The sequence below is a fragment of the Mucilaginibacter metallidurans genome (genome assembly GCF_003286435.2).
In the GTDB taxonomy this organism is placed as follows: domain Bacteria; phylum Bacteroidota; class Bacteroidia; order Sphingobacteriales; family Sphingobacteriaceae; genus Mucilaginibacter; species Mucilaginibacter gossypii.
Map to the genome: position 1 here is coordinate 839,656 of NZ_CP043449.1, position 22,419 is coordinate 862,074.

The following is a 22,419-nucleotide window of genomic DNA, read 5'->3' on the forward strand; positions in this document are numbered from 1 at the left end:
GATCTGAACTTTGTTTATGATACGACAGCAAATATTATGGTACAGAGGGTCAAAAGAGCATTGACCCGGTTGTGTTTTTCAAACTAATGCTTGTTGGTTATTTAGAGAACCTGAATAGCGATAGGCGCATTATTGCTACCTCACGTATGCGCATGGATATCCTCTATTTTATAGGATATGATCTGGATGAAGAACTTCCCTGGCATTCGACATTAAGCCGCACACGCCAGCTTTACGGAGAAGAGGAGTTTACAGCTGTCTTTAAACAGGTTCTGAAAAAGTGTATTGATGCAGGTTTGGTAGCAGGTAAAAGACAGGCTATCGATAGCGCATTTGTCAAAGCCAATGCAGCTATGTCAAGTTTGGTAGAACGCGAGATCATGAATGATGCGGCAACTTATGGCAAGCAATTGGACGATCATAATGATGAAGCCCCGGCTGGGGACATACCGGATGAAAACACTAAGCCTAAGCCGAGAAAGAATGCTAAAGTTGATAAGAAAGCGAACAGCAAGCGTTACAGCCCATCAGACCCTGATGCCCGGTTATCGGTGAAACCCGGAAAAACAACACGGCTGAACTATTCGGCTCATATAAGCGTAGATACACAAAACCACGTTATTACACACATCCAGGCCTTCCATGCAGATAAAGGAGATGCACCATGCCTACCTGAGATCCTTACCCATGTCGCCGGAAACCTTAAAGATAATGGCATGGAAATAGAAGATGTGCTTGCCGATACAGGTTATAGCGGTGAAGCGGCGCTTCTGTTTTTAGCTGGTAATCATATTAAAGGCTTCATACCTAACAGGCCAGGATGTCAAAGCAGGGAAAGCCGGCAGGGCTTCAGTTATGACGGGGAGCAAGACCGGTATGTTTGTCCTGAAGGCAAAAACCTTACTTTTCACAACTTCAAAAAAGCAGAGAACGATAATACCCATAAGATATATCGTACCAGTGTTAAAGATTGCAGGGACTGTCCGCTTAAAAGCACCTGCGCTAATCTGCAAGGCTTTAAAGTGTTTAAGGATTCCGTAGCTAAAGACCTTTATATAGAAATGCATGAACGCATGCAAACCCGACAAGGGAGCAAGGCCAGGAAAGTAAGACAAAGTACGGTAGAACCGGTACTGGGCACCCTGATCAATTTTACAGGCATGAAACAGGTAAACACAAAAGGGCTCGAATTGGCCAATAAATGTATGATCATGGCCGCCATTGCATATAACCTTAAAAAACTTGTCAATGGTATACCTGCAAAAATCAGAAGAAGAAAAAGAAAGCTACCGGGAAACCATTCTGATGCCGTAATCAATACATTATCGGCCTGTTTATTGAAGATAGCAAACATACTAACTGCTTTCAGCATTGACTATAAAAGCAAATGGCCGAATAATCATTTGCTTTGCAATTTAATTATTCAGCCATTTTAAGCCCTGTTGCGCAACGGCCACAATTTGACCGGGGCTTTTTTCGTTAGAAATAATTTGATTATATATTTACATTATTTCATAGTGAGTGAAAGTTAATGTATTGGTTAATAATTATTAATCAATACATTAACTTTGTTTTGAATTATACTTTTATATTTGAATAATACTTAAATTTTATCACCTATGAAATCAAATATAAAAATCATCGGACTAATCTTATGCAGCTTTTTAATCGGCCTATCCATATATGCAGGCTTTACGATGTCGGTTATATGGCTTGAGTGGCTGTTATTAAAAGATATATCAAACCCCGGAAACAGTTTTTGGAATCAGTTGAATATCTCCCTCCTCATCATGTTTCACCTCGCTTTATTAGTACTGCCGTTCCTCAGGTCGTCAAAATATTATAAAAGCTTCCTTATTTTTATTCCGGCGGGCTTTCTTTTATTGGTTTGTACCAACACGGTAATTTTCTTACTGATAGAGCCGGATATGGCGATCTCGCTGATCCCTTTTGTAGCAATGTGGATTATTTGCCTGGTAGGTACTAAATCTTTAAAGGGGTATAATAATGTCGATTTAAAAATGAGCCATAACTAATATGTTAGCGTAGATCCAAAGGGAAAAATAAAAGGCGTTTGAGTTTGATCTCAGGCGCTTTTTATTATAGGTTGAACTATTTACTCGTACTCAAACACTCCAAACTCCGATGTCACGGTTACTTTTTTAGTATCTGCCTTTTCTACACGGCCAATGATCTGTGCATCAACACCAAAGCTTTTTGAAATATTGATCAGGCCAGCAGCAATAGCTTCAGGTACATAAAGCTCCATACGGTGCCCCATATTAAATACCTTGTACATTTCCTGCCAGCTGGTTTTTGATTCCTCGTGAATGAGTTTAAACAATGGTGGTACAGGGAATAGGTTGTCTTTTATAATATGCAAACCTTCTACAAAATGCAATACTTTGGTTTGCGCGCCGCCGCTGCAATGTACCATGCCATGAACCTGGCTGCGGTAGCCATCAAGTATTTGCTTAATGATTGGCGCGTAGGTACGGGTCGCACTTAAAACAAGCTTGCCTGCTGTTACGGTTTCACCGTTGCCAATGTCAATAGCATCGGTAAGGTTTTTACTGCCCGAAAAGATCAGCTCGTAAGGGATGGCCGAGTCATAGCTTTCGGGGAATTTATCGGCGATGGTTTTATTAAACACATCATGGCGGGCAGACGTAAGGCCGTTTGAGCCCATGCCGCCGTTGTATTCTTTTTCATAAGTAGCCTGGCCGTATGAGGCAAGCCCCACAATTACATCGCCGGGCTCAATACGGTGGTTAGATATCACATCTTCACGCTTCATACGGCAGGTAACTGTCGAATCAACAATGATGGTGCGTACCAGGTCGCCTACATCGGCAGTTTCACCGCCGGTGGAGTAGATGCCTATGCCGGCCTCGCGCAGCTCGGCTAAAATTTCTTCGGTGCCGTTGATGATAGCCGCGATAACTTCGCCCGGGATCAGGTTTTTATTGCGGCCAATGGTTGATGATAACAAGATATTATCCGTTGCACCAACGCAAAGCAAATCGTCAAGGTTCATGATGATGGCATCCTGGGCTATGCCGCGCCATACGGAGATATCTCCCGTCTCTTTCCAGTAGGTATACGCCAGGGACGATTTGGTACCGGCACCATCGGCATGCATAATATTGCAATACTCAGGATCGTTGGTTAAGATATCGGGTACTATTTTGCAGAAAGCTTTTGGGAAAATGCCCTTGTCGATATTTTTTATGGCATTATGAACGTCATCTTTGGAGGCTGATACGCCACGCTGATCATATCTTTGCGAAGAAATCATGGGCAAATATAATGCTATTAACCTTAATTTCCTTACCTCAGCTATCTGAAGTCGGAGACTTAGGCGCATTATACTTGTAGTGCCAAAACTGTAATGTGTTTTAGCCTTAAAAAATTATGTAATAGCTGTGGTTGCAACTACTATTATAGATAATTTGAAATCGGCGAATTTTAACAGGGAGTTTTTAATATTCCCATCCTTCATACTTGATGTCTGGTGTTTCGGTTTTAGGTGATTGTCTTATTTTTCGGTTCCGCTGTTTTTTTAACCATTTTCTAAAGCCGGCTTTAGGCTTTACGTCGTATTTTCGATTAAACCAGTGTTCAATCTGTTGGTTTCTTAAAGACATATAATAAGCTATAGGCGCAAGTTTAATAATTAATTAGTTGTTGTAAATTAACCTCTATTTACTTTAATGAATATAAATTGCCCTGAATTGTGTTAATTTGTAATAAATAGACTAATACAAGTCATTAGTCTGTTTTATCAGCTTAATTGAAAACAATTCGCGCTCATAACTCTTCATCAGCAGAATTGGTAGTATATACTTCTTATGTTAAAAACGCTTTCCTACAAAATAAACCGCTGGCGGTTAAAACGCAATAGTCAACGTAACTTTTTAATTTATTGCAGCGTGTTTGTAGGTTTTATGGGCGGACTGGCCGCCGTTGCCCTTAAGTTTTTAGTGCATTTAATGGAAGAGTTAAGCCGGAATATCTCTTCGCACCTGTATTATCATATAGCATATGTGTTTTTACCTGCAATAGGCATTTTGGGTACGGTGCTGTATCAGCACCTGATCAATCGCGATAAGATTGAAAAAGGGATAGGTAAGGTGCTCATCAATATCAAAAAGAACCGCTCAAACATCAAAGTCAATAATATTTATTCGCATTTAATAACCAGTTCATTAACCATAGGTTTCGGTGGCTCGGCAGGGTTGGAGGCGCCTATTGTTTGTACGGGTACAGCTATCGGTTCAAACGTAGGTAAGTTTTTTAAGCTTACACCCTATGAAAAAACGGTATTGTTGGCTGCAGGATGTTCGGCGGGCATAGCTGCGGTATTTAACAGCCCTATTGCCGGGGTGCTTTTTTCGTTGGAGATATTAATAGGAGAGATCACCATTCCCACCTTTATACCTTTATTAATAGCCTCCGCTACAGGAGTTGTGGTTTCCAAATTATTATACTCGGGGCAATTGTTCCATCTGGTTACCGAAGGCTGGGCAATGAACGCCCTGCCATTTTACGTGCTGCTTGGCATATTAAGCGGATGGATAGCGATATACATATCCAAAGTAGGGGGTAAACTTGAAGGAGGGATCCTTAAAAAACAAAACCGATATGTGAGGGCAGTTGGTGGCGGTGTGATATTAGGGTTGATCATTGCTGTGTTTCCTCAATTGTTTGGCGAGGGGTATCATTATCTCACCGAAATTTTAAATGGTAATATCAATGTATTAAAGGAAGAAAGCTTTTTTGCCAACTGGCTTTCCGAACCGCTTATCATGCTGTTATTTATAGGGGCACTGGTGTTTACCAAGATCATTGCTGCAGGTATTACCATTGGTGCCGGTGGCAATGGCGGTACATTTGCACCTACGGTATTTACCGGCGCTTTCCTGGGCTTGTTTGTGGCTTATGGGGTTAATCAAACCGGGCTGATACATTTAAATACGGTTAATTTTATTGCGGTAGGTATGGCTGGCGCGCTGGCCGGTGTATTGCACGCGCCATTAACTGCTATATTTTTGATAGCCGAAATTACCGGCGGATATGTGCTTTTTATTCCGCTCATGATCGTATCGGCTATGTCATACATCATATCGCGCTATTCATCGCCTCATAATATGTATTGGAGCCAGTTGATTCATCATAACAATATTCACCCGGGGCAGGATTACGGCATGCTTAACAGTATAATGCTTGATAGCATCATTAACCGCAAATATACCCCGGTTGATAAACAAATGCCGGTTGGCGAATTTTACCAGGTACTGGCTAAAACCGATGCCAATATTTTCCCGGTGCTTAAAGAGGACGGAAGCCTTGAAGGTGTTGTATTGATAGACGACATTCGCCGGCGCCTGTTCAATAAAGATATCGCGGATGAGAATATAGCCGATATCATGATTGAACCACCTGCTATAATTGATTATGATCAACCGGCCAGCAGCGTTATGGACACCTTTGATGCCATTGACGTATGGCAGTTACCGGTAGTAAAAGATGAGGTTTTTATCGGCTTTATATCCAAATCGGCATTGCTATCAAAATACAGGGCTGTGATTATTGAACAGCATAAGGCGAGTGATTTGTTTGCGTAGCAATAAAAATAAAAAAATGTCATTGCGAGGAACGAAGCAATGACATGATAATACGAATGCCGCTAACGTTTAACATCAGCGGCATTTGTATTTTAAAATCAAAGTTCTATTTAATAAACAACAGCTCCCTGAATTTAGGCAGCGGCCATTGGCGGTCATCAACCAGTTGCTCCAGTTTATCAACGTGGTAGCGGATAGGCTGGAAGAATGATTTTACCTTTTCATCGTAATCAATAGCGCGTTGACGAAGGTCGTCGATAACGTTAGCTTTTTTGCGCTCGTTAACCATTTGCTCGGTATTGGTTTTAATGAAGTTCACATGCTCAGAGATCCTGTTAATGATGTCAAGCTGCGAAGCATAAGTTGCTTTATCCAGGCCAATATCTTTTAGTCCTTTTACATTTTCAATCAGTTTGCTTTGATAAGCAATTGCTGCCGGGATAATCACGTTCATCACCATTTCGCCAATTACGCGGGCTTCTATCTGTAGCTTTTTGTAGAATGCATCAAGTAAGATCTCGTGACGTGCATGCGCTTCACGCACGGTGAACACGCCGGTTTCGGCAAAAAGATGTTCAGACTTATCGTTTATTAAAGCATCCAGCGCTTTTGGTGTGGTTTTAATATTAGGCAAACCTCTTAGCGCGGCTTCTTTTTCCCATTCTTCGCTATAGCCATTTCCCTCAAAGCGGATGTTTTTTGATTCTTTGATGTACTTTTTGATCACCATTAATAAAGCAAGATCTTTTTTCTCGCCTTTTTTCATCAGCTTATCTACATCGTATTTAAATTTTTTAAGCTGATCGGCAACGATAAGGTTAAGAATGGTCATCGGGCTGGCCGAGTTGGCTGATGAGCCTACTGCGCGCAGCTCAAACTTGTTACCGGTAAAGGCAAAAGGCGAAGTACGGTTACGGTCGGTATTGTCGGGCAAAATTTGCGGGATCTTAGGGATGCCCTGCCATAACAGGTTTTCTTCTTTAATTTTTTTGCTGATGCGGGATGTTTCTATCTCATCAAGCACGTCGCTAAGCTGGCTGCCCAAAAATATAGATATAATGGCCGGAGGGGCTTCATTGGCGCCTAAACGGTGGTCGTTATTAACTGATGCAATGGACGCTCTTAACAGATCAGCATGCTCGTGTACCGCTTTTATGGTATTCACAAAAAAGGCCAGGAACATGAGGTTGTTTTTAGGCGTTTTGCCCGGCGATAACAGGTTTTTGCCTGTATTGGTTATCAGCGACCAGTTATTGTGCTTGCCCGAACCATTAAGGCCCGCATATGGTTTTTCATGAAGTAACACCTTAAAGTTATGGCGCCTGGCAACACGGTCCATCAAATCCATTAACAGTTGGTTATGGTCGATAGCGAGGTTGATCTCTTCATATATCGGTGCACATTCAAACTGGGATGGTGCAACCTCATTATGGCGGGTTTTAAGCGGGATGCCTAATTGCAATGCTTCGGCTTCCATATCCTGCATGTAAGCATACACGCGCTCAGGTATCGAGCCAAAGTAATGATCTTCCAGTTGTTGGTTTTTGGCCGACATATGACCGAATAAAGTGCGGCCGGTTAAATAAAGATCGGGACGGGCATTAAATAAGGCCAGGTCAACCAAAAAGTATTCCTGCTCAATACCTAATGATGCATTTACTTTTTCTATGCCTTTATCAAAATAATGGCAAACATCAACGGCCGCTTTATCAAGCACGTTCAGTGCCTTTAATAAAGGTACTTTATAATCAAGTGCTTCGCCGGTGTAAGATACGAACACTGTTGGGATACACAGGGTACGAGCCATTAAAAAGGCAGGCGAGGAAGGGTCCCAGGCAGTATAACCGCGGGCCTCAAATGTATTGCGGATGCCGCCGCTCGGGAAGCTTGAGGCATCAGGCTCCTGTTGTGCAAGGGCATCGCCCGAAAAACGTTCTATAGCACCGCCATCTGCAGTGGGCTCAAAAAAAGCGTCATGCTTTTCGGCAGTGGTGCCGGTAAGCGGTTGAAACCAGTGTGTATAATGGGTTGCACCTTTGCCCAAAGCCCAGGCTTTCATTGCCGAAGCGATCTGTTCTGCCAAATCACGAGGGATCGGCTCACCTTTTTCAATTGAATTTACTATTCCCTGGTAAGCCTCTGATGAAAGGTATTCTTTCATCTTCTTTTTATCAAAAACATTCGACCCAAAATAATCGGAAATTTTTGGTGAGGGCGGTTTTACTTCAGGGATAGTTCTTGAAAGTACATCCTGTAAGGCTTTAAAACGGATATTGGACATATTTTATGAGGTTTAAATAAAGGTTAGTGTTCAAAAATATAACTATCCTTTAAAATATCGGGCAAAATTAAGTGAAATATAACATACCACCTAATCATTAAAAAACTGAGATAATTTGAAGGAAAGTCTTAAATCTTCTGAAAATTCTGCCTGAAATCAATAAAATCGTATTTTTTTAATGTTTTTGGGTGTGTTTTCGCTTTTAAAACTGATTAATTGGTGTTTTAAACTGTAAAAATTAGATTTTTGAATTTTTTTAATGATGAAAATGAATTTAGATTGAAAATATCATTTTTAAATGTTTAAAAAATGATATTGTAAGAGCCTTGTTTTTGCAATTTTCATAATTTTTCGATTTTTTACCATTAATTTATCATTAATAATTTGTTATTCTTAAAAATACTACCTAATTTCAGAAAATAATTTACGAAAACACACCAATTATTATGCTTTTTATAAAAAAATGAAAAAGATTAGAGGCGGGATTGAGGTTTTGGAGGTGAAAAGGGTTTTGTAATTCAGGATAGCAATCAAACTAAATTTAAATACAACAATCAAACTAATTAATTTTTAAAAAACAATCAAACTAAATTAAACGATGAAAGTAGGTTCTACAAAACACAACTTCCTAAGTGCAGTCCGACAGCTGACACGTGAAAAATGGGCGCTGGGAGCAACCATTTTTACAGGGAAAATGATTGGCTTATTGCTGGTGTTTGCCGCAATGATGGTTTTGCCAGGTGTATTTGGCACAAAAGCTAACGCTGCCGAAACGTACACCGCCCATGAAACAGCGTTAATTAACACGGTTAATACTGTTTGGACACTGGTTGCTGCCTTTTTGGTATTTGGTATGCAGGCGGGTTTCGTTATGCTCGAGGCTGGTTTCGCCCGTAAACGCGAAACAGTGAACGTGCTGATGGAGTGTATTTTTGATACTTGTCTTTGTGGTTTGCTATTTTACGCTATAGGTTATGCCTTTATGTTTGGCAACGGTAACGGCTTTATTGGCTGGGGTGGTGCTGATGGCAAAACCTGGTTCTTCCTTCAAAACACACCTGAAACTTATGGTTCAACCGGCATCCCGGTATTGGCACACTGGATATTCCAGTACGCTTTTGCTGATACCTGCTCAACCATCGTATCAGGTGCAATGATCGGTCGTACCAGTTTCCGTGGCGATATTCTTTACAGTATCGGTATTACCGGCTTTATTTATCCTATCATCGGTCACTGGGCATGGGGTCCGGATGGTTTCCTTGCTACCATGGGAACTTCAGGTTTCTTTAAATCAATAAGCGCTCAGCCTTTCCGTGACTTTGCAGGTTCAACAGTAGTACACACTATTGGTGGTGTAGCTTCATTGGCTGGTGCAATGGTATTAGGCCCACGCTTAGGTAGGATATTTGCCCGCGATGATAAAGAAAAAGGCGGTTTGCCTCCAGGTCACAACTTATTGGTTGCTGCTGTAGGTGGTTTTATACTTTGGTTTGGTTGGTATGGTTTTAACCCTGGTTCAACGCTATCAGCAATGGATATGCAGGGTATCGGCCGTGTTGCTGCTAACACTACACTTGCAGCCTGCGCCGGCGGTTTTGCTGCTATGCTTGCCGCTTTATGGTTTGGCCCAACTAAAGGCAAATTTGATTTGGCCTTTACAATAAATGGATTTTTAGGTGGCCTTGTTGCAATTACCTGTCCTTGTTATTGGGTAAGCCCGCTTGGCGCTATCCTGTTGGGTGTGGTTGCCGGCTTTGTAATATTTGCAGGTGTTTACTTGATCGAGTGGTTCCGTATAGATGATCCGGTTGGTGCGGTGTCAGTACATGGTCTTTGCGGTATCTGGGGTACTTTATCATTGGGTTTATTTGCTTCAGGCCAGTATGGCGCTACCGGCCCAACTGGTGCTGATAATTCTGCTCCGGTAGCTGGTTTGTTTTACGGCGGCGGCTTTGATGTGTTGAAAGCGCAGCTTATAGGTAGCTTAACTATTACCGTTGCTGTTTTTGTAATTACTTATGTGATGATGTTTGTGATCAACAAATTAGGTCATCCATGGAAATTACGTATCGAAGAACACGGTGAAACAGGCGCAGGTGGTATCGACGTATTTGACCACGGTATCGAAGTTTACCCTGTTCAGGATGATGAGATTAGCTTAAGCGGCCTTTTTGATAATGGCGCTAAGGTTGCTTCTGAAGCCTGATCATGTAGGAGCTTAACAGCTTAAACAAAGATATTGATGCCTTGTGCGGTTGGAGAGTGGTAGTATTAGCCTATAGTCCTCAGTTTAAAGTCGGTAGTTCATTTCTGACTTTAAACTAAGGTGGTGGCTTAAGACTAAACAGCATTTCATATTAAAACAGCAGTAGTTGTTTAATTGGACGTTGCCGTTGCCAACCGTGCAGGGATTTTTTATGCCGACACATAAACTATCCTTTTAACTGCAAGGTATTGATAATCAAATAGTAACAGTGTATTTCCCCGAAAAAAACAACAATTAACAAATAGTTTATCAATTCACAATTAAATCGTTATCATGAAAAAAGTATTTCTACTCTTCTCATTTTTTTCAATTGCGGCCTTTACGGTTAAGGCTCAGGACACGGTTAAAACAACCTCAGATTCCCCTCTGGTGATCTACGGTTCGGTAGATACCTATTATAAATATGATTTTTCTGATAAGGGTTCGCAAATCCCTACCAGCTTTGCAAGTGATCATAATTCAGTATCAATTGGTATGATTGACCTGGGCTTGAAGAAAAAAGTTGGTAAAGCAGCTTTTGTGGGCGAGCTTTCATTTGGTCCGCGTGGCCAGGCCCAATCAATTCCTAATGGTCCTAATGGCGATTCATTCCACATTCAAAATTTGTACGTATCATATGATTTAACCGATAAATTAAACCTTACCGGTGGTTATATGGCTACCTTTATTGGTTATGAGGTTATTAGCCCGGTAGGTAACTTTAACTACTCTACTTCGTATTTATTTACCAATGGTCCGTTCCAAAATCCTGGTGTTAAATTAACTTACGCGTTTAGCGATAAAGTAAGTTTAATGGCCGGTATTTTTAATGATACCTGGAACAATTATACTTCAACGCATAAGGTAAATACTTTCGGCTCACAGTTGTTTGTATCTCCTGTTAAAGGATGGACTGCTTATCTTAACCTTGCTACCGGAAGTACTTCAGGTACCGAAGTTGATTTAACAACCGCTTATCAAATTACTGATGCTTTTAAACTGGGCTTAAACGGCGCAACTTATTCAGCTCCGCATGATGGTGGTGGTTTTAGCGGCGTTGCTTTATATCCGCAGTTAGCAGTATCAAAAACAGTAACTTTAGGTTTAAGGGGCGAGTACTTTAAAACTAAAAAAGGCGATTTGGTGACTTTAGGCCCTCCCCCGGGACAAAATGTTAAAGCATTTACCTTTACTGCAAATATCAAATCAGGCCCGCTTACTTTCATTCCTGAAATCAGGTTAGATCACGGCTCATCTACTTCATTCCTGAACCACTCTGGCGATCCTTCAAAATCAGCCGGTCAGTTTGCTGTAGCTGCTGTGTACGCTTTCTAAAAAAAAATAATTTAATCTATTTTTATCATGAGCCGTTCCGGAATTATCCGGAGCGGCTTTTATATTTGTTACATGAAAAAGATACTATTAGGCTTTGTCGGTCTCCTTTTTTCATCCGGCGCTTTTGCGCAGAAGGATTCACTGGCTTTTGATGAGAATAATAAATACATTTATTATAAAACGGTTGACCAGCCCGGCTTCGTAGCAGATTCGCTTTATAGCAGGGGATTGTATTTTTTGACCAAGGCTTATCCTAAAAAGGTGCTTAAACTGGCAAAGGCTGATAAGGATGGCAATGCGCTTACCGGTACGGGTATTTTTTTGGTTAACAAAAAAGGCCTGATGGGTAATAGTGAAGGCGGTGAGCTAAGCTATACGCTTAAAGTAGAGGTAAAAGATGGTAAATACCGTTATTGGTTAACGGATTTTGTTTATCAGCCATATCAGCGTAACCGTTATGGTAATGTGGAACATATGCATGGCAAGGATGTCGCCCTGGAAAAGGCGTCGGAAAAATTATCAAAGGTTGATTTTAACGCCTGTTTAAACCAGGTGCTGAGCAACAGCAAGCATGTAGGTGATAATTTAAAGGCTTATATGCTTAAAACCTCGTCGCTTGAAAAGCCGGCGGAAGTTAAAAAAGTAAAAAGGGTATCTACTAAAGAATGGTAATTTTCTTGAGATTGCAGTTTCAGTAGATAATGCGCAAGATGAAATAAAAGAGCCGCACGCTGTAAAGGGTGCGGCTTATTTTTTATGTTGTTAATTGAGTTTAATCAGGTAGGTAGGATCTGGTTACAGTTCTTCGTCGTGCTGGCTGATGTCAAGGCCTGCAAGCTCTTCTTCTGGTGTTACACGCAGTGTGCTGATCATGTCGGTGATCTTTAATAAGATGAATGAGCCGAAGAAAGCGAAGGCTGATACACCTACAAGGGTAATTAAATGAATAATGAAAAGGTGTGTTTCGCCGTAAAATAAACCGTTACCGGTTGTGTTGGCGGAGTTTACGTTTTGGTGTGCAAATACGCCGGTTAATAACATGCCTACCATGCCGCCTACGCCATGGCATGGGAACACATCGAGGGTATCATCAATGCTGGTTTTTGTTCTCCAAATCACAACCAGGTTACTTACAACTGCTGCTACGATACCGATAATTAATGAATGGGGAATAGTTACATAGCCCGCTGCAGGAGTGATAGCCACCAAACCTACAACCGCGCCGATACAGGCGCCTAATACACCTGGTTTTTTACCGCGAAGGATATCAAAGAACATCCATGCCATAGCAGCCGCGGCTGATGCTGTAGTGGTTGTTGCCAAAGCGGTTGCTGCCAATGTGCCCGAACCGAGGGCCGAGCCTGCGTTAAAGCCAAACCAGCCAAACCACAATAAGCCTGTTCCTAATAATACATAACTGATCCGGGCCGGATTGTGTGATGTTTCATTACGGCCCTTTAAATATATGGCTGATGCCAAAGCTGCCCAGCCTGCACTCATGTGCACCACGGTGCCGCCGGCAAAGTCAAGTACACCTTTTCCGAAAAGGAAGCCTTTTGGATGCCAGGTAGCGTGAGCCAAGGGTGCATATATAAACACCATGAACAGGCAAAGGAAGATAACGTAAGAGTTGAAGCGGATCCTTTCGGCAAACGCGCCGGTGATAAGGGCCGGGGTGATAACCGCAAATTTTAGCTGGAACATAGCAAATAGTACCAGCGGGATAGTTGGGGCCAGTTCCCAGGTGGCGTTGCCCAATGTGCCTTTCATCATAAAGAAAGTGCCGGGATTGCCGATAAAGCCACCAAACTCATCTTCGCCAAAGGCAAGGCTAAAGCCGAATATTACCCATATAACAGTAATTACCCCCATACAAACAAAGCTTTGCAGCATGGTTGACAGTACGTTTTTTTTGCTCACCATACCGCCATAAAAAAATGCCAGGCCAGGGGTCATGATCAGTACAAGGGCGGTACTTACTAATAGCCAGGCGGTATCACCTGTATCAATTTTGCTGTCTTTAATGGTTGTAAGAGTAACTGAAGGGTATAGAAGGGCTAATACAATTACAATTAAAAGTATGCCGAAGGGTATGAATTTTTTCATGTTTTGGGTTTAAGGGAGGAAAAAATGAAGGTTTGAATAATACTGCCCGGTATCCAATCAAAAATACCGGACAGCATTAAAACTAAATTTTTTTAAAAAACAATAAATCCTGCATGCTTAATCAGAGCATGAGGGCTGGTTTATTGTTTTTTGCCTACCAAAAATCGTGAAATGGAAAAAGGATGAGCTTGCGGAACCTGGAGAGCTTACTTGTATCCAGTTCGCAAATAAAATCAAGGTATTTAAATTTAATGGCGTATCCGCTGGGCGTTGCTACAAAGGCCTGTAAAGAATGTGCACCCCTATGCTGGTGTATATTAATAGCGGGCGTGAGTGCATTATTGAGTGCGAATTCAAAATTTAACGGGCGATGATGCGGTATTGTCGCAGATACCGTGGTTTTTTTTGTTGTTTTGTGATAATAATGGTATAATTCACCCTTGGCGGATGCTGTGAAGCCGCTAAAGAGTAAAAAAAATAAGGCGATAAGTTTATAAAGCCTGTTAACCATATCTAAAAGTAATAAAAAAATAAAATAACCGTACTTTTTTTTAAAATATTTTAAGATTTTGATGATTTATATATAAAAATTAAGTTCAAATGAATGTTTTTATGCTGTTTTTATTTAATTGATAAAAAAAACGGACTTGGTTATTGATTTTTAAACAGATTATTATGATTTGAGGGTTTTTGTAAGAAGATGAAAATTTGATGAAAAATTAGACGAAATTATTTTCGATAAATTTGGTTTTGTACAAAATATAATATAAGTATATTCGTTATAATTGAAATTTAATTCTGAAACTATGCTTATCACCAAATTTGATTTGTACAATGCCGAGTGGCTCGACCTTGTATTTGACCATCGCAACAAAAATTACGGCGCTTATGAATTAAGACAAAGCTATGGACGTACCATGGCAAAATCCATGGGGATCGCCTTTGCAGCAGTAGCCCTTTTATCGGCCGCAGCCATTATTTTTAAGGCAAAGCCGAAGCCAATTGATAATAGGCGGATAATAGAAGTAAAACTTGATCCTTCCATCCCCAAACCACCTGCTGAGGCTAAACCCAGGCAGCAAGATGCCCCAGCTCCGGTTGAACATCAAAAGCCCGCTGCTCCTATTGAAACTAAAGGCTTTACTACTCCACATATAGTTCCAACTGATCCGCCAACAGACCCGCCAACTATTACCGATTTGAAAGATGCAGCTATTGGGCCGGCTGATGTAAAAGGAACTCCTGGGGGAAACACTGTTATTGAGCAGCCTCAGCAAGGGGGAGGTGGCGGTGGCGCCGGAAAAGGCGAGGAGGTTGTTACTGATTTCGGTGGGCTTGAGGTTATGCCCGAACCTGTTGGCGGGGCTGCAGCCTGGGCTAAGTTTTTACAAAAGAACCTGCGCTTTCCGGGAGCCGCACAAGATGCGGGTGTTTCAGGCAGAGTTCTTCTGAGTTTCATTATTGAAAAAGATGGCACTTTATCAAATATAAAAGTGGAGCGTCCGGCTGGCTATGGTTTTGATGAGGAAGCTTTACGTGTACTTAAATTAGCCAAGGCCTGGAAACCGGGCGTGCAAAACGGCCAGAATGTGCGGGTTAGGTACAGCATTCCAATAAGCTTTCAGTTAGCGACAGAAGAATAGGTAATAATTTGCTGTGTGTTTTTAATTAAATGTGTGTTATATAGTAGCTAACTGTTTCGGCCCCGCGTAAGCGGGGCTTTTTGTTATCCATTATGCCTCCCGGAAGTTGTTTAACAGGTAAAACATTTTTGAAAGAGACGGATAACTGCGTCTCGTGGAGGTCAATCTGATTTCAAAAGCATCTCAGATGCCATAAATTGTAAACGCGAGACGCAATTATGCGTCTCTACATTAAAAACAGATACAAAAGCATCATTGCGGCTAACCATCTGGAGAACCCGGAAAAAGTTGTGAAGATGTTTAAAAGATAACTTAGCGATGGTGCGCGGGGCGCGTTAGTGATAGGAGCGGATACCGGCCAATGAGCATAAGGCCTGCAGGCGTATGAGCATATAGCACGGCCGCAGGCAACGCCCATATTATACTATTGAACAGGAAACGCATTTAATAATCAGTAACTTATAGTCGCGTTATCATAAGTAATGAAGCAATTACGCCTTTTTTTTATAAAATTTTCATCAGGCTGTTTTTAAAAAGCCTCTTAATACCTCATTATATAAAGACTGTGCTGAAACTATCGCCGAGTATTTTCCACTTTCTGTTATCACAATAAAGGGATCTTCATTAGCGAACAGGGCGTTTGTTTGCTGCTCATTGTCCCAGTTTTTGTCTATCTGTTTTTTTATCAGTACCGGCTTAAATAAACTATCAAGGTGCACGGTGCTGATATGCTTTGCGCCGCCTGTGCTTTCAATAATTTGGCCAAGTTCGTTCTGTAAAAGCTGCTCTGTTAATAATTCGTTAGGTAAACCGGTGGTGGTTGAAAATGCCATCCAGGCGTGGCTCAGGGCAAGTATACCCTGCATCCAGGGCGGTGGCGGCGGAGCATTATAATAACTGCCGGGCGGCAAGAGGGCTAAGGGGCCTAATAACGCCCATTGCGCGGCAGCCGCACGGGCGGCATAAAAGGTTCTTAAATATCGCGGGTCTTCTTTTAGCAATTGTTCCAGCAGGTCGCCGGGACGGGCCCAGCCTAAATAAGTTTGCTCTCTTGCTTCGGCAGTTGCTACAAAAACAATTTTATCGGGCTTTTTTAGGCGGTCGGCGCCGGCCAGCAAAACTAACAACCGGGTTTCCCACCAGGCGTGCCCATCTTCAAGGTCGATCACGGCAACGCCCGAAGAAGTAGCTGCGCGCAGTGTTTCGAGGATATTGGAGGTGCCGCTGTCGGCAACATACTGTCCCCGTACCCCAATATTGGCGGGCACGGTAAAACCCGAATTTGACAGCTGCTGGATTTTTGAAAAGTCGATCTTGAGGTCGCCATAGCCTATGCTGCCCCCGCGCTCAATAACTACGTTGAGGATTGCGAGGACAATAGGGAGCAGGCTAAGGATAAAAATACCGATCAAGACGGTGTTATTGGCCGAGTCGGCAGGCCAGCCTGTATAAACACGGAGCACCCCGGTGAGCAGCAGGAGCACCAATAAAACAACAACGGCAGTAATGATACTCACCTTTGGCGTACACGGCCAAAAACTATGATCGCGCGGTTTCATTTATTTCGCCAATTGTGCTTGTGTAAATTCTAATTGCTGGTTGGTATGGTTTTATTGCTGTTAGATGAATGAAATTAAATATAAATTATTGAAAAGCAATGCGTTGAACCACGTTTTGCGCGTGCGGTTTTTACGCGAATGTAAAAAGCGGCGTTATTTTGCTGACAGCTGAGCCTGAACAGAATTATTTTGCAACTTCAGGAGCCGCCTGGGCCATTTCCCTTATAGAAACCCAACCGTAAGGGCTGTTTTTATACCTTACAAAAACAGTCATTGACCGTCCCCGGCCTACAGACGGCTTGCCGCCATTTACCGGGGTTGCCCTAAACGCGAATATGCAGGTTTCGATAATAGTGTTGCCATTAAAGGCGGTACTTTCAACCTGGTTCTGGATTAATTCCATCCTGGATGTACGGAACATGGCCGTTAATCCTTTGGTCAATTCCGCCCTGCCGGTAACCACATTGCTGCCGCCAAAATATTTAACAATATCGGGATGGTGCAGCGCTACTATAGCCTTTACGTCACTATGAGCAAAAGCCGTAGTAAAAGCGGCCTTGGTTTTTTCAAGAGCAAGTTTGTCGGCGGCAAGGTTATCGCTTTGGGGTGCTGACGAGCAACCGCAAAATATTAAAACGATGAAAATAAGGCAGCGTGATGTTTTCATACCGGCTATTGGTTTTTGACAACAAAATAGCGAATGTTAACGGTATGGGTTTTGGGAATTGATGATTGTATTGGGATAATTGACGAGATGCGGGTTGGGAGGGATGAGTGGGGCCGAAGTTACGCTATCGCTAAACTTGGGTCAGTGAAGGAGACCGGTGAAGGTAAAACAGAACGGCCATTACTATAAAGTATCGGCTGTTTTAATGAATTTAGGCTTAAGCGCCGGATAGCCCCATTTGCTGTTTAACAGGTATGAGAGATTGTGTCTTTTAGTGTTCCAATGTTTCCTGGGCTTTTTTGATCCAATCGTCTTTTTCCTGCAAATAAACGGCGGGCTTTATACCTGTTTCATCAATTCCCAGGCCTACATCCACACGGCGGCTACGAGAGGAAGAATAATGAAGAACGTACGGCATGCAAGAAAACGGAGCTTGCAGTACGTTAGAATAATCGAGCGTTCCTGATGTGTTTTGCCCCATCAGCGTAACTTTTTTACTTTGGCGGCTTTGTAGTAAAAACTCTTCGGTAGTACTGGCGCAATTATTATCAATTAATATAACAACCTTAGCCGGGTTGGGCTGTATTTTGTATCCTGTGATGTCAAAATCGTTAGCGTGCATTACCATTTTATCCCTGTTTGCTTCAAGCGAGGCAATTATTTTTCTGAGCGATTGTTTGTTTTCTTCGGATCTGTCATTGTCATTTAATATATTTTTCCAGCCGGCTATATTGGCATCGGTAGAGAGCAAATCATTACCAATATTTTTAATCGGGCCGGTATATACCAAATCCATTAAGGGGATAAAGGTATAGTCGGCGCCGCCGCCATTGCCCCTTAAATCTAAAACTAAATTAGGAGTGTTTGAAAGTATCGCTTGATTTGCCTTAATAATAGAATCAATGTTTGTTGCATTTGACGGAGAAAAGGTTGATATTTTCAGATAGCTGGTTTTATCAGATAGTTTACGGAACGCCACCGGTTCGTATTTGGATGAGGCGGGCTCAGTAACTGTAGTCCCCTCGCGATGCCAATCGCCATAAATCCGGTTGCCTTTAAAATAAAACCCTTCTACTTTTGGCATTCCGTTAAGTATATATAATATGCCACGCCCAATACTGTCATTAACCATTTTAGCTTCCCATTTTATCATGCCCGGTTTCCAGCCAGGCAGGTTGGAACTCACAATCACAGCCAGATAGTCGTGCAAAGGCGTTTTGTCTTTTATTACGGCTATCTTATATTTGGCCGGATCATGAAAATCATAAATACCCTCAAAGCCTTTGGATTTTCTTAATTCGGCAATTTTTTCTGCTGTTATAGGAACGATCTCCCGGTTTGCTATATACGCCGAATCAATTTTAGTTGCATCAAATTTAACACCAACGGATACATGGTGGTCTTTAAATTTACCAAGGTATTGGGCTATGATCAGGAGACAATGTTCGTTGGCATGGGGCTTTTTTGCAAGCCCGATATATTCACTGAGCATTTTATCGTAGCCGGCTTTAGTCATCAGTGCCTGCTTGTCCTTAAAACCGGCGTAATTCTTTTCCATAAAGCCGGCGATATATTTTACTTCGGTTTCGCAGTTACAGGTTTGCGAAAAAGCACGGCAACCGATAAGTGTTAAAGTAAATAGTAAGGCGATTTTTTTGATCATTGCGAAAGGCTTAAGTTTTACCGTAAGTTACAATAAAACACTTTATTTCAAAGCAGAATAACAAAATAGTTACTGAAAATATATATGCTATGCATATTTATGACCCGAACGCGGGGCACAATCAAAGACGCTTGCGGGAGCCTCGCTTGTATACCTCAGATATACAGCTTGATATTCATATTTGATGTTACGCCCCACACTGGTTCAAGTTTAGCGATAGCGTAACTTGGACCTAAAACCCTGCAAGCATCCTGCTTGCGGGGGAGAAGTTGACATATTAACTTGAACAGGATGAGTTAAGCTGAAAGCTTAACTCATTTTAGGACGAAGTTACGCTGTCGCTAAACTTCGACCAGTAAACACCAGTAAACGTAAAGCCTGATTCTCCAACGCTATTTCTCCGCTATTTTCTTATCGTACTCTTCCTGCAGTTCATTTATTTCATCGTAATAATTCTTCTTATCAGCAAAAACCATCGGATTATAAGGGCTGCCGGGCTTGTGTTTGCTGAGGAGATCAAATTGGGACCCATGGGATGCTAACCAAATATCAAATTTTAATCCCTTCATTGCTTTTAAGGTATACGCATAGTCATTAGCGATGCCGGGATAGGAAGAGATATCTGAAAACTTTTTATCGGTAACGATAGTGGGCATGTTGGCGATCAAAACCCTGTAGTTTCGTTTATTATCTTTTACATCAAATAAATAGCTGCAGGACCCTTTGGTATGCCCCGGATGGTGAAGTATGGTTAGTTTCATGTTACCCAGCTTAATACTATCGCCGTTGTGTAAAATACGGTCTGCTTTTACAGGTTTGAATGTGCGCACACCCCCTTTAAGGTCATAATCAGAAAGCCCCCGTCGGCTACAACCGTCGCGTCTCCTTCATCTACCATCATTTTGGCTTTTGTGATCTTCTTTATTGCCGCCATCGCACCCATGTGATCAAAATGAGCCTGGGTTGTTAAAAGGATTTTTGTGTCTGAAATCCTGAATCCCAGAGTTTTGATATTTGTTGTGATTTGCTGTTCGGAAGACGCAAGCCCGGTGTTGATCAGGATATTGCCTCCGGAAGTGGTGATGAGATAACAAGCCAGATCGGCAGTGCCCACATAATAAAGATTGCCCGCGATTTGAAAAGGCGGAAAGGAGCGCGTCCATTCCGGGTGCTTTGCTGCAGATGGTTCGATAATTCTTTGCGCCCGGGCTATCAAAGCGTTGCAGAAAAATAATAACAGGATAAGCATTCGTTTCATTTCATCAATCTTTTAAAGGTATGCGCGCATTGCGCTGCAACAAAAATGCAACAAACTCGAAAGTATTTGCAACATACGCGTAAGTGTTTTTTTTACTGGTAATGTAGCTTTGTAAGCTAATTGCATTTGCGTTATAGCCCCGGCAACAAAGCCTGCAATTTACACTAAACCTAATATCCATTAAATACCCTATGAAAAACACTTATCCCTTCGGGCTTTATAGCCTATCTTTTAATGCTTTGAAAATCAGTAAATTAATTGCCATTGCAGGTCTGCTGCTTTTTGCCGCCTGCAAAAAGGATGCGCCATCTGTACCTAAAACAAACAATGGTACAGATACAACCGGTAAAGGAACGGGTACAGGTACCGGAACAGGCACAGGCGGAGGAACGGGCACCATTGTTGATACCCTAACCCCCAGCAAGGTTGCTGTTGCCGCTTTAGATGATGAGGTAAATACCTTTATGACTACTTATGATGTACCGGCGGTATCCGTAGCGATTACCAAAGGCGAAAAACTGGTTTACCTGAAAGCTTACGGCGTAAGCAACAAATCTAAAGGTACCAAAGCTGTTATTAGCGACCGTTACCGGTTGGCCAGCTGTTCAAAACAATTTACGGCGGTTGCCATCATGAAACTGCTTGAGCAGGGCAAAATAAAGCTATCGGACAAAGTATTTGGCGATGGCGCTATTTTAGGTAAAACCTATGGTACTAAAGCCTATGGCTTACACATTACCGATATTACGGTTGATCAATTGCTGCACCACACCTCAGGCGGCTGGGGGAATGAAACAGATGACCCGATGTTCAGTAACCCGACAATGACGACGGCACAGCTCATTACCTGGACTTTAGATAACCGTCCGCTCGATCATGTACCGGGTACCAATTACGACTACTCTAACTTTGGATATTGCATATTGGGGCGTGTGATAGAAAAAATTACCGGCCAAGCCTATGCCGAAGCTGTAAAAACATTGGTTTTAACTCCAATCGGAATTACTGATATGACCATTGGCGGCAACACACTGGCCGATAAACAGGCCAAAGAAGTTACCTATTACGGTCAATCAGGAGAGGATCCTTATGCTTATAATATTACGCGGATGGATGCGCACGGGGGCTGGGTTGCTACCGCTGCCGACCTGGCCAGGTTCCTGGTTTATATTGATAAATTCCCCGTACGGCCAGATATCCTTACATCGGCTTCGCTAACCACCATGTATACCGGCTCAACGGCCAATGCCGGCTATGGTTGCGGCTGGGCCATTGCAGGCGATAGCTATTTTCACCAGGGAAGCTTGCCGGGTACGGCTACAGAACAAGCCCGTTTGGGTAACGGGTTTAATTTTGTGATCCTGACCAACACACGCAGTTTCAAAGCTAATTTCGATTTTGCCCTTGATCAGATCTTCTGGAAGGCGTATGCCAAAAACCCAACCTGGGCTACAGGGACCTGTTTCTTAAGTAGTAATAGTTAATAGTTAAGTGCCTGCATCCCCTCGCCGGTTGGGAGACCGGTGGGGATGACTTATTTTTGCTTCAGTTTTGCAAAGAAATCGGTAATAGTACCAATAACCGCGCATGGCGAATTGGCCGGGCAGTTACTAACTACCGGAACATAAAAAATCCTCCTGCTGGCGGCCAGCCCCTCGGGGCTTATCTCAACAACATAGGTTTCCTCACTCATGCCGCCGCAATTACATTCCCGCTTGTTGATGTTTTCGAAATTTTTTGCGGTCAGCTTACTCATGAAGTTGTTCATGGTGGCATCCGCTATGTATTTGCCGTTTTCGGCTGATAAAGGTTTGCCTATTTGCGCATGCGGCACTTTTTTAAAGTAATAACACTTAGCTGCCAAAAGAGCTATAGCTTTAACCTTATGGTCTTTTTTGTGGTGCGGATTGTACCGGTAGATAATAACCTGCTTTGAACTGATGTTTGATGGAGATTGACCGCTGGCTTGGGCAAAAGCATTCCCTGTGCTTATGATAAGCAACGCTGTCGATACGATTTTTATGAATATTGACAT

At 42.3% G+C, this 22,419-nt stretch carries 15 protein-coding genes and 1 pseudogene; 8 read left to right on the forward strand and 8 right to left on the reverse strand.

Annotated elements, in window-relative coordinates; all coding sequences use genetic code 11:
• Positions 1-86 precede the first annotated feature (86 nt).
• Together DIU38_RS03695 and DIU38_RS03700 are read left to right on the forward strand one after the other, a co-directional pair.
• Entirely contained in the window at positions 87-1,436 is a 1,350-nt protein-coding gene (locus DIU38_RS03695; RefSeq protein WP_244311258.1) for a transposase, read from the forward strand.
• A gap of 183 nt (positions 1,437-1,619) precedes the next feature.
• Positions 1,620-2,036, forward strand: coding sequence for a hypothetical protein (locus DIU38_RS03700; RefSeq protein WP_112656000.1), 417 nt, complete (start codon positions 1,620-1,622; stop codon positions 2,034-2,036).
• 80 nt (positions 2,037-2,116) lie between these two features.
• On the opposite strand, the gene DIU38_RS03705 is transcribed toward DIU38_RS03700, so the two are convergent.
• The gene (locus DIU38_RS03705; RefSeq protein ID WP_208057600.1) at positions 2,117-3,298 is read right to left on the reverse strand and encodes an AIR synthase related protein; all 1,182 of its coding nucleotides are present in this window, start codon (positions 3,296-3,298) and stop codon (positions 2,117-2,119) included.
• A 553-nt stretch (positions 3,299-3,851) separates the two neighbouring features.
• Here DIU38_RS03705 and DIU38_RS03710 point away from each other — a divergent pair.
• Positions 3,852-5,627 carry a chloride channel protein gene (locus tag DIU38_RS03710; protein ID WP_112656002.1) on the forward strand — a complete coding sequence of 592 codons (1,776 nt, stop codon included), beginning with the start codon at positions 3,852-3,854 and terminating at the stop codon, positions 5,625-5,627.
• A gap of 106 nt (positions 5,628-5,733) precedes the next feature.
• On the opposite strand, the gene DIU38_RS03715 is transcribed toward DIU38_RS03710, so the two are convergent.
• Entirely contained in the window at positions 5,734-7,908 is a 2,175-nt protein-coding gene (locus tag DIU38_RS03715; RefSeq protein WP_091174334.1) for a glutamine synthetase III family protein, read from the reverse strand.
• Positions 7,909-8,506: 598 nt separating this feature from the next.
• On the opposite strand from DIU38_RS03715, the gene DIU38_RS03720 reads away from it, so the two are divergent.
• The 3 genes from DIU38_RS03720 (at position 8,507) to DIU38_RS03730 (ending at position 12,160) form a co-directional block, all read left to right on the forward strand.
• Entirely contained in the window at positions 8,507-10,114 is a 1,608-nt protein-coding gene (locus DIU38_RS03720; protein WP_112656004.1) for an ammonium transporter, read from the forward strand.
• A gap of 333 nt (positions 10,115-10,447) precedes the next feature.
• Positions 10,448-11,488, forward strand: coding sequence for a porin (locus DIU38_RS03725; protein WP_090533026.1), 1,041 nt, complete (start codon positions 10,448-10,450; stop codon positions 11,486-11,488).
• 72 nt (positions 11,489-11,560) lie between these two features.
• On the forward strand, positions 11,561-12,160 hold the full coding sequence (locus DIU38_RS03730; protein WP_167516072.1) for a DUF4468 domain-containing protein: 600 nt from the start codon (positions 11,561-11,563) through the stop codon (positions 12,158-12,160).
• A gap of 123 nt (positions 12,161-12,283) precedes the next feature.
• Here DIU38_RS03730 and DIU38_RS03735 read toward each other — a convergent pair whose 3' ends face one another.
• A complete protein-coding gene (locus DIU38_RS03735) occupies positions 12,284-13,594 on the reverse strand; it encodes an ammonium transporter (RefSeq protein WP_112656008.1) in 1,311 nt (436 codons plus the stop codon).
• An 806-nt stretch (positions 13,595-14,400) separates the two neighbouring features.
• On the opposite strand from DIU38_RS03735, the gene DIU38_RS03740 reads away from it, so the two are divergent.
• Entirely contained in the window at positions 14,401-15,237 is an 837-nt protein-coding gene (locus DIU38_RS03740; protein WP_112656012.1) for an energy transducer TonB, read from the forward strand.
• A gap of 518 nt (positions 15,238-15,755) precedes the next feature.
• Here the strand turns inward: DIU38_RS03740 and DIU38_RS03745 are convergent.
• The 4 genes and pseudogenes from DIU38_RS03745 to bla form a co-directional block, all read right to left on the reverse strand.
• Positions 15,756-16,796 carry a hypothetical protein gene (locus DIU38_RS03745; protein WP_112656014.1) on the reverse strand — a complete coding sequence of 347 codons (1,041 nt, stop codon included), beginning with the start codon at positions 16,794-16,796 and terminating at the stop codon, positions 15,756-15,758.
• Between the two features lie 184 nt (positions 16,797-16,980).
• Positions 16,981-17,463 carry a YybH family protein gene (locus DIU38_RS03750; protein WP_112656016.1) on the reverse strand — a complete coding sequence of 161 codons (483 nt, stop codon included), beginning with the start codon at positions 17,461-17,463 and terminating at the stop codon, positions 16,981-16,983.
• A 271-nt stretch (positions 17,464-17,734) separates the two neighbouring features.
• On the reverse strand, positions 17,735-19,126 hold the full coding sequence (locus DIU38_RS03755) for a S41 family peptidase (protein ID WP_112656018.1): 1,392 nt from the start codon (positions 19,124-19,126) through the stop codon (positions 17,735-17,737).
• Positions 19,127-19,518: 392 nt separating this feature from the next.
• Positions 19,519-20,384, reverse strand: a pseudogene (gene bla, locus DIU38_RS34790) (subclass B3 metallo-beta-lactamase).
• A 191-nt stretch (positions 20,385-20,575) separates the two neighbouring features.
• Between bla and DIU38_RS03770 the strand changes: the two are divergent.
• Positions 20,576-21,868, forward strand: a complete 1,293-nt coding sequence (locus tag DIU38_RS03770) for a serine hydrolase domain-containing protein (protein WP_167516073.1) — start codon at positions 20,576-20,578, stop codon at positions 21,866-21,868.
• Between the two features lie 50 nt (positions 21,869-21,918).
• On the opposite strand, the gene DIU38_RS03775 is transcribed toward DIU38_RS03770, so the two are convergent.
• On the reverse strand, positions 21,919-22,419 hold the full coding sequence (locus DIU38_RS03775; RefSeq protein WP_112656026.1) for a hypothetical protein: 501 nt from the start codon (positions 22,417-22,419) through the stop codon (positions 21,919-21,921).

Excerpts from the sequence above, each read along its gene's own strand:
- DIU38_RS03740 (WP_112656012.1), top strand. The coding sequence starts at position 14,401 with ATGCTTATCACCAAATTTGATTTGTACAATGCCGAGTGGCTCGACCTT.
- DIU38_RS03705 (WP_208057600.1), bottom strand. The coding sequence starts at position 3,298 with ATGATTTCTTCGCAAAGATATGATCAGCGTGGCGTATCAGCCTCCAAA.
- DIU38_RS03700 (WP_112656000.1), top strand. The coding sequence starts at position 1,620 with ATGAAATCAAATATAAAAATCATCGGACTAATCTTATGCAGCTTTTTA.
- DIU38_RS03750 (WP_112656016.1), bottom strand. The coding sequence starts at position 17,463 with ATGAAAACATCACGCTGCCTTATTTTCATCGTTTTAATATTTTGCGGT.
- DIU38_RS03710 (WP_112656002.1), top strand. The coding sequence starts at position 3,852 with ATGTTAAAAACGCTTTCCTACAAAATAAACCGCTGGCGGTTAAAACGC.
- DIU38_RS03775 (WP_112656026.1), bottom strand. The coding sequence starts at position 22,419 with ATGTCAATATTCATAAAAATCGTATCGACAGCGTTGCTTATCATAAGC.
- DIU38_RS03770 (WP_167516073.1), top strand. The coding sequence starts at position 20,576 with ATGAAAAACACTTATCCCTTCGGGCTTTATAGCCTATCTTTTAATGCT.
- DIU38_RS03745 (WP_112656014.1), bottom strand. The coding sequence starts at position 16,796 with ATGAAACCGCGCGATCATAGTTTTTGGCCGTGTACGCCAAAGGTGAGT.
- DIU38_RS03720 (WP_112656004.1), top strand. The coding sequence starts at position 8,507 with ATGAAAGTAGGTTCTACAAAACACAACTTCCTAAGTGCAGTCCGACAG.
- DIU38_RS03725 (WP_090533026.1), top strand. The coding sequence starts at position 10,448 with ATGAAAAAAGTATTTCTACTCTTCTCATTTTTTTCAATTGCGGCCTTT.
- DIU38_RS03730 (WP_167516072.1), top strand. The coding sequence starts at position 11,561 with ATGAAAAAGATACTATTAGGCTTTGTCGGTCTCCTTTTTTCATCCGGC.
- DIU38_RS03715 (WP_091174334.1), bottom strand. The coding sequence starts at position 7,908 with ATGTCCAATATCCGTTTTAAAGCCTTACAGGATGTACTTTCAAGAACT.
- DIU38_RS03735 (WP_112656008.1), bottom strand. The coding sequence starts at position 13,594 with ATGAAAAAATTCATACCCTTCGGCATACTTTTAATTGTAATTGTATTA.
- DIU38_RS03755 (WP_112656018.1), bottom strand. The coding sequence starts at position 19,126 with ATGATCAAAAAAATCGCCTTACTATTTACTTTAACACTTATCGGTTGC.
- DIU38_RS03695 (WP_244311258.1), top strand. The coding sequence starts at position 87 with ATGCTTGTTGGTTATTTAGAGAACCTGAATAGCGATAGGCGCATTATT.